Source organism: Acinetobacter sp. 22323, from assembly GCF_052044895.1.
Taxonomy (GTDB): Bacteria; Pseudomonadota; Gammaproteobacteria; order Pseudomonadales; family Moraxellaceae; genus Acinetobacter; species Acinetobacter schindleri.
Genome location: NZ_JBQEOL010000003.1, coordinates 26,008 through 38,810 on the forward strand (window position 1 = coordinate 26,008; position 12,803 = coordinate 38,810).

Sequence of the window (12,803 nt, forward strand, 5' to 3'; positions counted from 1 at the left end):
CTATGGCTACAATTCATGTCGATGGAAAATCGTATGAAGTCAACGGCTCAGAGAACTTGCTACAAGCATGTTTGAGTCTGGGCATCGACATCCCATACTTTTGTTGGCATCCATCCTTAGGTTCTGTCGGCTCTTGCCGTCAATGTGCTGTGACCCAGTACGCGAATCCAGAAGATACGCGTGGCCGTTTGGTCATGTCATGTATGACGCCTGCGTCTGACAATACCTATATCTCGATTGAAGACAAAGAAGCAAAAGATTTTCGTGCTTCGATTGTTGAATTCTTGATGACCAACCACCCGCACGACTGTCCAGTCTGTGAAGAGGGTGGTCACTGTCACCTGCAAGATATGACAGTAATGACACAGCATGACCGTCGTCGCTACCGTTTCACCAAGCGTACGCATTACAACCAGGAACTTGGTTCGTTTATTGCGCACGAGATGAACCGTTGTATCGCATGTTACCGTTGTGTGCGTTACTACAAAGATTATGCTGGCGGTACCGACTTTGGCGTATATGCCAATGCATCACGTGTGTACTTCGGCCGTCCAGAATCAGGGACTTTGGAATCTGAATTCTCGGGTAACCTGACTGAAGTATGTCCGACTGGTGTATTCACCGATAAGACTCACTCAGCACGCTATAACCGTAAATGGGACATGCAGTATGCGCCTAGCGTATGTCATGGCTGTTCTTCAGGTTGTAACATCTCTCCGGGTGAGCGTTATGGTGAATTGCGTCGTGTAGAAAACCGTTTCAATGGTGATGTTAACCAGTACTTCCTGTGCGACAAAGGTCGTTTCGGTACAGGTTACGTAAACCGTGAAGATCGTCCACGTCAGCCACAGTTCCGTACAGGTAACAACGTAGAAACTATTTCAGTTGATACTGCACTGGATACTGTGATTGCAAATATCCAAGGCAAAAAAGTTCTGGGTATCGGCTCTCCACGTGCGTCACTTGAAACCAACTATGCATTACGCGAGTTAGTTGGTCAGGACAACTACTCAACTGGTATGTCTCAAAAAGAGCAAAACCTGGTTGAACTGGCTGCTTCAATCATGCAAACCGAGGGTGTTTACAACCCGAACATGCGTGAAATCGAAAGTTACGATGCTGTTCTGATTCTGGGTGAAGATCTGACTCAAACTGCGCCACGCATGGCTTTATCTGTTCGCCAAGCTGCGAAAAATAAAGGCAAAGAAATGGCGGCAGAGCGCCGTACACCAGACTGGCTGGCTGAGCCTGTTCAACGTATTGCGCAAGATGCAAAATCTCCGATTTACATTTTGGCAGCAACACAAACACGTCTAGCTGACGTAGCAACAGGTGAAGTGGTTGCATCTCCAAATGACATCGCGCGTTTAGGTTTTGCCATTGCGGCAGGTGTGAAAGGCGAAAGCATCCTTGGTTTGGATGACGATGCCAAAGCATTTGCACAAACGATTGCAGATACGCTGAAAGCTGCGAAGAAACCACTGATTGTTTCTGGTACTAGCTTGCAAGACGCTGCGATTATGGAAGCTGCTGCACAGGTTGCACAGAACCTTGATAATGCTGGTCTGACTTTGACTGTTCCTGAAGTGAACTCAATGGGTCTGGCAATCTTCGGTGGTCACAGTCTTGAGCAAGCATTCGCTCAAGATTACGACACTGTGGTGATTGTTGAAAACGACCTTTACCGTCGTTTACCAACCGCTCAGGTAGATGCTGCACTGGCAGGTAAAGAAGTGATCGTGCTTGATCATTCTGAAACTGAGACAGTGAAGAAAGCCAATATCGTACTTTCTGCTGCATCGTTTGCTGAAGGTGACGGTACTGTAGTCTCGCAAGAAGGCCGTGCACAGCGTTTCTACCAAGTGTATGACCCAAGCTATTACAATCCTGAACTGGCCATCAAAGAATCTTGGCGCTGGTTGCATGCCATTGAAACTGGTGTGAAAGGTCAGTCAATTTCCTGGACTGTACTTGATGACGTGATTGATGCAGTAGCGAAAAATGTTCCTGCACTTGAAGCGATTCAAGACGTTGCTCCAGACGCGGGCTTCCGTGTTCATGGTCTGAAAGTTGCACGTGAACCACGTCGTTACTCTGGCCGTACTGCAATGCGTGCACCGCTTTCTGTACACGAGCCGAAACAGCCGACTGACCAAGACACTGCGTTAACCTTCTCGATGGAAGGTTATGTGGGTGACCAGACTCCATCTCCACTTGTGCCATTTGCATGGTCAGCGGGCTGGAACTCTCCACAAGCCTGGAACAAATTCCAGGATAAAGTGGGTGGTCATCTGAAAGGTGGTGATTCTGGTATCCGTCTGTTCGACCTGTTACCGAAACGTCCAGCGCGTACTTTCGTTGCACCAGCACCTGTGCTTGTGAACGCTGAAAGCTTCCGTCTGGTACCGATGCATCACATCTTTGCCTCTGGCGAATTCACGATCAAAACACCAGCAATGGAATCACGTATTCCGGATGCAGTATTTGCAGTGGGCGAACAGGATGCTACACGCTTGAACCTGCAAGACGGTCAGAAGATCACTGTGAAAGCAGGCGAGACTTCAATCGTTCTTCCTGTACAAGTGATTGAATATTTACCTACAGGTTATATTGGTTACCCAATTGGTCTAGCACCGACGGTATCTCTTGCAGAGCCTGTTTCAGTCGCGGTAGGAGTATAATTCATGGAACAAGAATTGATCCGTCAGACGCCGCTGTGGGCTGAAAACTGGCCAATTGCCTATTCAGTCATTCAAGCGATCGTGATCTTGCTGGTTGTGGTACTGATCGCAGCGTTGATGTCATTCATTGAACGTCGTTTACTGGGCTTGTGGCAGGACCGTTACGGTCCTAACCGTGTAGGTCCAGGTGGTATGTTCCAGATCGTTGCCGACATGCTGAAAATCATGTTCAAGGAAGACTGGACACCAAAATTTGCTGACAAGCTGACTTTCCGTATGGCGCCTGCAGTGGCGATGGCAACTGCTGTGCTGTCGTTCATGGTTATTCCTGTTTCACCTTACCTGGGTGTTGCAGACATGAGCATCGGCCTGTTGTTCTTCATGGCAATGGCAGGTATTGCAGTTTATGCAGTACTGTTCGGTGGCTGGTCATCGAATAACAAATACGCGCTTTTAGGTGGTTTACGTTCTGCAGCTCAGACTATTTCTTATGAAGTGTTTCTGGGCATCTCGTTGATGGGTGTAGTGGCAATTGCTGGTTCATTCAACATGCGTGAAATTGTAGAAGCACAACGCGATGTATGGTTTGTGATTCCTCAGTTCCTTGGCTTCCTGATCTTCGTGGTTGCAGGTGTGGCGGTGACTCACCGTCATCCATTTGACCAACCAGAAGCAGAACAGGAATTGGCTGAAGGTTACCATGTGGAATATGGCGGTATGAAATGGGGTATGTTCTTCGTTGCGGAATATGTCAACGTCGTACTGATCTCTGCATTGATCGTAACCTTATTCTTCGGTGGCTGGTTAGCGCCTTTCAACCTGGAAATTTCATTCATTCCACCAGCATTCTGGTTCATTATCAAAACAGCATTCTTTGTAATGATGTTCGTACTGGCACGTGGTTCATTAATGCGTCCACGTTATGACCAGGTGATGAACTTTGGTTGGAAAATTTGCTTGCCATTGGCGTTGGTTAACCTTTTGGTGACTGGTGCTGTGATTCTGATGAATCAGGCCTAAGACAGCAGGGAGAACAAAATGTTTAAATTTCTAGCTGGATTCGGGTCAATCGTTCGTTCGTTGTTCATGGTGTTCAGCCATGCAACGCGCAAACGTGACACCATCTTGTACCCAGAAGTACCAGCCGAGGAAATCGTGCCACCACGTTTCCGTGGCCGTATTGTATTGACGCGTGACCCAGATGGCGAAGAGCGTTGTGTTGCATGTAACCTGTGTGCGGTTGCCTGTCCGGTAGGCTGTATCTCTCTGCAAAAAGCAGAAAAAGAAGATGGCCGCTGGTATCCGGAATTTTTCCGCATCAACTTCTCACGCTGCATTTTCTGCGGTATGTGTGAAGAAGCATGTCCAACCACTGCAATTCAAATGACACCTGATTTCGAACTCGGTGAATATGTTCGTCAAGACTTAGTCTATGAAAAAGAACACTTACTGATTTCTGGTCCTGGTAAATATCCTGACTATAACTTCTACCGCGTAACAGGTATGGCTGTAACTGGTAAAGAGAAAGGTCAAGCACAGCGTGAAAGTGCGCCTGTTGATGTACGGAGTCTATTACCATGATGTGGCCGTTTTATCTGATGGCGCTTGTGGCCATCGTCTCTACGGTTCGTGTAGTGACTAACGCGAACCCGGTACATGCTTTGTTAAGTCTGATTGTTTCACTTCTTGCAGTTGCAGGCATGTTCATGATCGTGGGAGCGCCGTTTGCCGGTGCTCTTGAGATCATCGTTTATGCTGGTGCGATTATGGTCTTATTCGTATTCGTGGTCATGATGCTGAACCTGGGTGAACAAACCATTGAGCAGGAGCGTAAGTGGTTAACTTCAAGTGCCTGGGCTTACCCGGCGCTCATGAGCTTCCTGATCGGTCTGATCTTGGTTTGGGTGCTGAACTCAGATTACGCTCAGCCATCTCTGGTGATGGGTGCGGAAATTGTTGGCCCTAAAGCAGTTGGTCAAACGCTCTTTACACAGTACTTACTATTGGTAGAAGTTGCTGCGATGTTACTGTTAGGCGCACTTGTTGCTGCTTACCATCTTGGCAAACGTGAACCAGGTGCAGAAGAGGACAATAAATAATGGGCAACATCCCTTTAGAGCATGGTTTGATCGTTGCATCCATTCTTTTTGCACTGGGTTTTTACGGTGTAATGGTGCGACGCAACCTGTTATTCATTCTAATGAGCCTTGAAATCATGATGAACGCTGCTGCTTTAGCGTTTGTCCTGGCGGGCAGTGCCTGGGCACAGCCAGATGGTCAGATCATGTTCATCTTTATTCTGACGCTGGCTGCGGCAGAGGCGTGTATTGGTCTTGCGATCGTCCTTCAGTTCTATCATCGCTTCCATCATCTGGATGTGGATGCTGCTAGTGAGATGCGCGGATGAGTTATTTATATCTAACAATTTTATTTCCGCTCATTGGTTTTGTCCTTTTAGCGGCAGGGCGTAACAAGCTTCCTGAATCTGTTGCAGCCATTATTGGTGTGGGTGCCGTAGGTCTGTCTGCATTATTTGCACTGATCGCGGGTATAGACTTTACGGCTAACGGTTCCGTTGCTCAAGTTCAGCATCTTTGGACCTGGTTCAATGTAGGCGGTTTTGCTCCTGGCATCAGTTTGCATTTAGACGGTCTGTCTCTGTTAATGCTTGGTATGGTGACTGGCGTTGGTTTCCTGATCCATATCTTTGCATCATGGTACATGCGCGGTGAAGAAGACTTCGCACGTTTCTTCTCTTACTTCAACCTGTTCGTTGCGAGCATGTTGCTGTTGGTTCTGGGCGATAACCTGGCGTTATTGTTCCTGGGCTGGGAAGGCGTAGGTCTGTGTTCTTACCTGTTGATCGGTTACTACTACGAGAACCCGAAAAACGGTTTAGCTGCAATTAAAGCATTTACTGTGACTCGTGTCGGTGACGTATTCCTGCTGATCGCAATGTTCCTGATTTTCCAGCAATTCGGTACGCTGAATACTCAGTACATCGTTGAAAATGCTGCGACTGTGATGACTCAAAGCTCATCACTGACCATCTGGACTGCATTAATGTTGTTCCTGGGAGCTGCAGGTAAATCTGCACAGATCCCGTTACAAACATGGTTAGCTGACGCGATGGCTGGTCCAACACCTGTATCTGCATTGATCCACGCTGCAACGATGGTCACAGCGGGTGTTTACCTGTGCTGCCGTCTGTTCACAGTATTTGAACTTGCGCCTGAAGTGATGATGTTCATTTCGATTACTGGTGCGGTGACATTACTTGTAGCTGGTTTTGCTGCGCTTGTTCAAACAGACATCAAACGTATCCTTGCTTACTCAACCATGAGTCAGTTGGGCTATATGTTTATGGCTGTTGGTGCTGAAGCTTACCAGGCAGGTTTGTTCCATATGCTGACTCACGCATTCTTCAAGGCATTATTATTCTTGTCTTCTGGTGCAGTGATTCTGGCTTACCACCACGAACAAAATATCTTCAAGATGGGCGGTCTGTTCTACAAGAACAAATTCCTGTTTGCTTGTTTTGCGATTGGTGGCGGTGCATTGGCTGCAATTCCATTCATCACTGTGGGCTTCTTCTCGAAAGATGCCATCCTGGGTGCGGTATGGGTACAAGGTCAATCAGTTGCGGTATATAACTCACTGTACTGGGTAGGTGTTGCAGGGGCATTCCTGACTTCAATCTATACCTTCCGTCTGATCTGGGTTGTATTCTTCGGTAAAGAAAATACCCCTTATCACGAAATCAAGGGTGTGACTTACTGGGGTCCATTGGCGATTCTTGCAGTTCTTTCTACTTTCGTTGGTGCAGCACTGAAAGCGCCTGTAGAAAGCATCCTGAATTCAGCTAAAGTTCCTGCGTTTAATATTCCTGAAGCACTTGAGCATGGCATGCATACTGCAGAATATACTGCGGTAGGTATTGCACTGGCAGGTCTTGCGCTAGGCGTAGTGTTATTTGCCTTTGCTTATAATGCAGTGAAATCGTTTGCTAAAACTTCACTGGGTGCTGGTCTTGCGAACATTTGCCGCAATGCACTTGGTTTTGATGCACTGTATGACCTGATTTTTGTGAAGCCTTATTTATTCTTCGCGAAATTGTTCGGTCGTGATCCAATTGATGGCTTGTGGTTAGTACTGCCTGCACTTGTAAAAGGTGGTCACAGCTTTACCAGCTCACGTCAAACTGGTTCACTGCGTGAATATGCATCTAGTATGGGGCTCGGTATCGTTGTCCTACTGATGATCTTGCTCGTGATTCAGGTAGTGGGGAAATAAAATGGAAGCTCCAAACAACATGATTTTGCCGGCTCTGATCCTCATTCCGTTCATTGCAGGTTTTGTATGCTGGTTGGTCGACAAGCTCGACCAGTCTCTACCGCGTTATATCGCGTTAATCGGGATGCTGGTAACCCTGGTGTTAACCGTGGTTCTCTGGCAGAACGGTACTTATGTTTATGAATTAGGCGGTGCTACACCTTCTTGGGCTGCTGAGTTCAAATTGCCTTGGATTCAAACCCTGGGCATTAACATTCACCTAGCGGTGGATGGTTTATCTTTACTGATGGTTGGCTTGACTGCACTGCTTGGTGTATTGGCAGTCGGCTGTTCATGGGGTGAGATTCAGAAAAACGTTGGTTTCTTCCACTTAAACCTTTTATGGTCTTTGGGTGGCGTAATTGGTGTGTTCCTGGCAATTGACCTGTTTCTGTTCTTCTTCTTCTGGGAGATGATGCTGGTACCGATCTACTTCCTGATTGCGCTTTGGGGTCATAAAGGGGCAGAAGGCAAGTCACGTGTATATGCTGCAACCAAGTTCTTCATCTACACACAGGTTGCTGGTCTGGTGATGCTGATTGGTATCCTGGGTCTGGTGGTTGCTGGTTACTCAATGACTGGTGAAATCCGTTTTGACTACAACTTCCTGTTGGACGTTGCGAATACACTGGATACGCAAGTTCCAGCATTGGCTTATGCCTTCATGATCTGTATGTTCATCGGTTTTGCAGTCAAACTTCCAGTTTTCCCACTGCACGGCTGGTTACCGGATGCGCATGCTCAGGCACCAACAGCGGGTTCTGTTGACCTTGCAGGTATCCTGATTAAAACTGCTGCGTACGGTTTACTGCGTTTCGTTATGCCGTTCTTCCCGGCAGCTTCGGCTCAGTTTGCAGACATTGCGATCATTCTGGGTCTGATTGGTATTTTCTACGGTGCATGGTGTGCATTCCAGCAAACCGACATGAAACGTCTGTTAGCGTACACATCTATTTCACACATGGGCTTCGTTCTACTTGCACTTTATGCAGGTAACGTACTGACTTTCCAAGGTCTGATGATCATGATGCTGGCTCACGGCCTGTCATCTGCGGCATTGTTCATTATGTGTGGTCAGGTGTACGAACGTGTTCACACACGTGACATGCGTCTAATGGGGGGGATGCGCGGTCAGTTCCCATACTTAGCATTCTTCCTGATGTTCTTCGTAGCAGCGTTGGTGGGTATTCCTGGTCTAGGTAACTTCATCGGTGAATTCCTGATCCTGATGGGTGCATTTGGTCAATATCCGACTTATACAATCCTTGCTGCAATCAGCTTGGTGTTTGCTGGTCTGTACGGTCTGATCATGATTCACAAGTCACTGTTTGGTACGCCAAACGAAGAGCAAAAGCAGCATTACACGAATCCGCTGAAAGATTTAAATACGCGTGAAGTGGTAATCCTGTTGATCTGTGCGTTTGGTCTGTTATGGCTTGGTCTATACCCACAAAGCTTCCTTGATATTTCAAACTCAAGCATGGCGTGGTTAGCAAATAGCTACATTCCTGTGTCTGAAGCAGCTGATGCTGTGCAGCAAGCTGCCGTTTCAGCTGAAAATGTGGAGATCCAATAAGCCATGAACTTCACAATGTCTTTTTCTGAGCTTATGCCCCTAGCACCTGTGATGATCGTGGCGTTGACTGCGATCGTTGCAATGCTGGTGACAGCAGTTAAGCGTAACCACAACCTGGTTGCGACGACGACAGTTATTGGTTTAAACCTGGCTGCGTTATATATGATCTTCGTCCTGTTGGCGGGTAAATTTGCACCTGCCAACGTGATGAACCTGTTCATCGTAGATCCGTTTACGATGCTGTACCAGTTTGTGATTCTGATTGCTGCACTTGCGTGTAGCACACTGTCACATGCATACATTGAAACCTATAAAGACAACCGCGAAGAACTCTACATCTTGATGTTGTGTTCGGTTGCGGGTGCAATGTTGATGGTGGCAAGCACGCACTATGCTTCATTCTTCATCAGCCTTGAGTTAATGTCGATTCCGGTTTACGGCCTGTTGGCGTATACACATCAACGTTCTCAGTCGCTTGAAGCGGGTGTGAAATACCTGGTATTGTCAGCAACTGCATCTGCAATGCTGCTGATGGGTATGGCTTACATCTATGCGTACACAGGTACACTGAACTTCACTGCTGAACCAGGCAAAATGTTCTCTGCATTTAGCCAGCCAGCTGTGGTAATCGGTCTTGCGCTAATTGTCTTTGCTGTGGCATTCAAACTATCGCTTGCACCATTCCACAAATGGACACCAGACGTATATGCAGGTGCTCCATCACCAGTTGCAACTTTCCTTGCGACTGTTGTGAAAGTAGCAATGTTGGGTCTGTTTGTACGTTATGTATTGTCTTCAGGTTTAATCTTGGCAGACAGCTTCGTCACCATCATTACGATCCTTGCAGTGCTTTCGATTCTTGCTGGTAACTTGCTGGCAGTGAAACAGGTGAACCTGAAACGTATCCTTGCATACTCTTCAATTGCTCACTTCGGTTATGTACTGGTTGCCATCGTTTCTGCACGTAACTCTGACTTCCTGCAAATCCAGGGCTTCGCGACATTTGAAAGCGTGAATGTGTATATCATCACTTATGTGTTGACGACAATCGGTGCATTCGGTGTAGTAACCCTAATGTCTAGTCCGTACAACAACACCGATGAAGCAGGTAGTTTGGCTGAGTACCGTGGTCTGTTCTGGCGCCGTCCAGTATTGACTGCTGTATTAACGGTGATGATGCTGTCTCTTGCTGGTATTCCATTAACAGCGGGCTTTATTGGTAAGTTCCTGGTTATAAAAACTGCGGTAGCAGGCGAGTCTTGGTTCCTTGCTGCAATGGTCATCCTGGGTTCAGGTATTGGTCTGTATTATTACCTACGTGTAATGGTGGTAATGTACATGACTCCACCAGAAACGCCTCGTCTTGACGCTGTAAATCACTGGGGGCAAAAAGTGGGTGGTATCATGGTGCTGGCAGTGGCTGCACTGGTACTGATCCTGGGTGTTTACCCAGATCCAATGATTGCATTCTCTAAGTTTGCTTTCTTTGCAATCTCACCTGAGCTTCAACAGTTCATTTTCACTCTGGTGCAAAGCGGTTATAACTAATTAATCGAAAGATTAGAACGTTATTACAAAAAAAGCCTCCTCGATAGGGGGCTTTTTTATTTATATAAAAACGAAAATCGCTTTATAATAAGCAGCAATTTATCTTTAACCTTTTAGGTGTTCTCCCGTGGCTATCCATGAAATCCGTCATCCTTTAATCCGACATAAACTCGGTTTACTTCGTCGTGCAGACATCAGTACCAAGAACTTCCGTGAGCTGGCTCAAGAAGTGACCATGCTCTTGACTTATGAAGCGACCAAGGATCTTCCTGTTGTTGAGCATGAAATTGACGGTTGGAACGGCTCAGTCACTGTAGACCGTATCGCTGGTAAGAAAATTACCGTTGTGCCAATTCTACGCGCCGGCATTGGTATGCTGGATGGTTTTCTGAACCTGATTCCAAGCGCTAAAGTATCTGTACTGGGTCTTGAGCGTGATGAAGAAACTTTAGAAGCACGGACTTACTATAAAAAACTGGTACCAGATGTACAAAACCGTATTGCGATGATTATTGATCCAATGCTAGCGACGGGTTCTTCTCTGGTGGCTGCAATTGATGTGCTGAAAGCAAGCGGCTGTAAAGACATTCGTGTGATGGTACTGGTTGCTGCACCAGAAGGTATTAAACGTGTTGAAGCAGCACATCCAGATGTGGTGATCTTCACGGCTGCGGTGGACGATGGCTTGAATGAAAATGGTTACATCGTTCCAGGTCTGGGCGATGCGGGTGACAAGATTTTTGGTTCGGTTCAAAAAGACTGATTTTTGAAGATGAACAGGAAAGGGGCTTTTATAGCCTCTTTTTTATATACTGAACAATATAATGGTCAGATTAGGGTACGTAAATGAGTTCTGAACAATATCAAGGCAAAGTCAAACAATACAATGCAGAGAAGGGCTTTGGTTTTATTTCATCTCCAGAAGGTGATGTATTTTTCCATATCTCGGATTTTCCTGCAGACTCAGGTGAGCCAAAGCGTAATGATCGGGTAAAGTTTAACGTGGTTCAAAATGGTGATAAGTACAAAGCTATTAAAATTGAACGCGTAGCTGATAAGTCCAAGAAAGCGAAAAAAGCCAAGGCTGTCGCGGTAAATACTTCAATTACCACTGAATTATTGTCTAGCTTAAAACGTTAAATTTTTACTTTCCATTTAAACTGAAAAGGGGCTTTAGAGCCTCTTTTTATTTGATTTTTATTTAATGTAATTTTATAACGGTTTTTTTAACTTAAATGCTATGCGATGTTGCTAAAACAATAAAATACCTACTAAAGCTCACAATATATCTTATGGCCTTCCACTTAAAATACGCATCTATGATGATTCAGGGACATATATCATGTTTACAGATGGAAGAGTTAAAACCTATGACTCCCTAAGCGGGACCGGAAGCATTGAACTGGCAAACACGGCACAGGAGTTAGGTTTCCAGTTACAGCAATTACCTTCACCTGAAATAATGCCTCAAGTTGGAGAGCGGCTTAAATTCAGAATCATTGAAGAGCAGAATAAGATTCAATTGGACAATATGGTGCGTCTAGATATCAAACCCCAACAGGAATTTGTTCCTGAAGTAGTCGTACTACCATCTCTAGCACCTGCCATGGTGGCTGTTCCAGTACGTAACAGTATTTTCTTTAGTCCTACACTCTGGCTGGCTTTTGTATCAGCGCTTGGCTTCATGATATTTGGAGAAATTTAGGTCAGTCTTCAGTTTTTAATAAGATATTTGTCCCATTCTTAAAAAAGCGCCTTAAGGCGCTTTTTTAATTTGAACAGAAATTTAGGCTTCACAGAATTTCATAAAAGCTTTTAAACCTGGGCCTTGATACTTCTGACGGTGTACCAGCATAAATAATGGACGGGTCAGAGACCAGAAGGGTGTATCAAGAATCACCAACTGACCTTTTTCACGTAAAGGTTCAATTGCCAGTTTAGAAATACAGGACATACCTATGCCACCTGCCACTATCTTCAGAATTGCCTCGTTATGACCGAGTGTCAAACGGATATTAGCATCTGGAACATCTTGCAGAATGGCATTGTCAAAGACTTCGCGCGTGCCTGAACCTTCTTCACGAAGAATCCATTCTACAGATTTAAAGTCTTCGGCAGTCAGTGGACGGTTTAACTGAGCAAGTGGATGATCCGGAGCACAGCACACAGCGAGTTCATCATCACGCCAATGGATACATTGCAGCTGTGGCAAGTGGCAGGAACCTTCAATCAGCGCAAGATCCAGCTGGAACTGGTTGACGGCTTCAATCATCTGGCGAGTATTACCCACCTGAAGTTGCAAGTGTGCCTGTGGCTGGATTTTTAAAAAATCCGCCATTAGGTCTGGCATCAGATAGTCGGAAATGGTCAGGGTCGCACCGAGACGCAGGTCAATGCTTTGCAGTTCACCTTTAGCAGCTTGTTCAAAAGCTTCACAGCGACCAAGAATTTCCAGTGCTTGCGGGAGAAGAAAACGACCTAAATCATTCAGCTGTAAACGCTTGCCTAGACGGTCGAATAAAGGTGCGCCAAGACCATCTTCTAAATCTGCTAAAGCCATACTCGCCGCACTTTGGGTGAGTTTGACTGCATCACTGGCTTTGGTGACGGTACCTTCTTGAGCAACTGCTACAAAAACAGCCAACTGGCGTAGAGTCATGCGCATG

At 46.1% G+C, this 12,803-nt stretch carries 12 protein-coding genes; 11 read left to right on the forward strand and 1 reads right to left on the reverse strand.

The window, feature by feature from the left end; all coding sequences use genetic code 11:
- The first annotated feature begins 2 nt into the window (after positions 1-2).
- The 11 genes from nuoG to ACTJIX_RS02595 all read left to right on the forward strand — a co-directional run bounded on the left by nuoG (position 3) and on the right by ACTJIX_RS02595 (position 11,842).
- Positions 3-2,681 (forward strand): NADH-quinone oxidoreductase subunit NuoG, encoded by a 2,679-nt coding sequence (gene nuoG, locus ACTJIX_RS02545; RefSeq protein ID WP_004891706.1) that lies wholly within the window; start codon positions 3-5, stop codon positions 2,679-2,681.
- A 3-nt stretch (positions 2,682-2,684) separates the two neighbouring features.
- Positions 2,685-3,701, forward strand: coding sequence for an NADH-quinone oxidoreductase subunit NuoH (gene nuoH, locus ACTJIX_RS02550; RefSeq protein ID WP_004814686.1), 1,017 nt, complete (start codon positions 2,685-2,687; stop codon positions 3,699-3,701).
- Between the two features lie 18 nt (positions 3,702-3,719).
- On the forward strand, positions 3,720-4,262 hold the full coding sequence (nuoI, locus tag ACTJIX_RS02555) for an NADH-quinone oxidoreductase subunit NuoI (RefSeq protein WP_004814689.1): 543 nt from the start codon (positions 3,720-3,722) through the stop codon (positions 4,260-4,262).
- The gene (gene nuoJ / locus ACTJIX_RS02560; protein WP_171058617.1) at positions 4,262-4,780 is read left to right on the forward strand and encodes an NADH-quinone oxidoreductase subunit J; all 519 of its coding nucleotides are present in this window, start codon (positions 4,262-4,264) and stop codon (positions 4,778-4,780) included. The genes nuoI and nuoJ overlap by 1 nt, the downstream gene beginning before the upstream one ends.
- Positions 4,780-5,088, forward strand: coding sequence for an NADH-quinone oxidoreductase subunit NuoK (nuoK, locus tag ACTJIX_RS02565; RefSeq protein WP_004814693.1), 309 nt, complete (start codon positions 4,780-4,782; stop codon positions 5,086-5,088). Before nuoJ ends, nuoK begins: the two co-directional genes overlap by 1 nt.
- Positions 5,085-6,974: an NADH-quinone oxidoreductase subunit L gene (gene nuoL, locus ACTJIX_RS02570; RefSeq protein ID WP_071321030.1), complete on the forward strand. Its 1,890-nt coding sequence runs from the start codon at positions 5,085-5,087 to the stop codon at positions 6,972-6,974. The genes nuoK and nuoL overlap by 4 nt, the downstream gene beginning before the upstream one ends.
- 1 nt (position 6,975) lies before the next feature.
- A complete protein-coding gene (nuoM, locus tag ACTJIX_RS02575; protein WP_071321029.1) occupies positions 6,976-8,589 on the forward strand; it encodes an NADH-quinone oxidoreductase subunit M in 1,614 nt (537 codons plus the stop codon).
- A gap of 3 nt (positions 8,590-8,592) precedes the next feature.
- On the forward strand, positions 8,593-10,137 hold the full coding sequence (gene nuoN / locus ACTJIX_RS02580; RefSeq protein ID WP_440611142.1) for an NADH-quinone oxidoreductase subunit NuoN: 1,545 nt from the start codon (positions 8,593-8,595) through the stop codon (positions 10,135-10,137).
- 127 nt (positions 10,138-10,264) lie between these two features.
- The gene (gene upp, locus ACTJIX_RS02585; protein WP_004814701.1) at positions 10,265-10,900 is read left to right on the forward strand and encodes a uracil phosphoribosyltransferase; all 636 of its coding nucleotides are present in this window, start codon (positions 10,265-10,267) and stop codon (positions 10,898-10,900) included.
- A gap of 83 nt (positions 10,901-10,983) precedes the next feature.
- On the forward strand, positions 10,984-11,277 hold the full coding sequence (locus ACTJIX_RS02590) for a cold shock domain-containing protein (RefSeq protein WP_071321027.1): 294 nt from the start codon (positions 10,984-10,986) through the stop codon (positions 11,275-11,277).
- 202 nt (positions 11,278-11,479) lie between these two features.
- On the forward strand, positions 11,480-11,842 hold the full coding sequence (locus ACTJIX_RS02595) for a hypothetical protein (RefSeq protein ID WP_071321026.1): 363 nt from the start codon (positions 11,480-11,482) through the stop codon (positions 11,840-11,842).
- 81 nt (positions 11,843-11,923) lie between these two features.
- On the opposite strand, the gene gigC is transcribed toward ACTJIX_RS02595, so the two are convergent.
- A complete protein-coding gene (gigC, locus tag ACTJIX_RS02600) occupies positions 11,924-12,802 on the reverse strand; it encodes a LysR family transcriptional regulator GigC (protein ID WP_004814707.1) in 879 nt (292 codons plus the stop codon).
- Position 12,803: the final 1 nt, after the last annotated feature.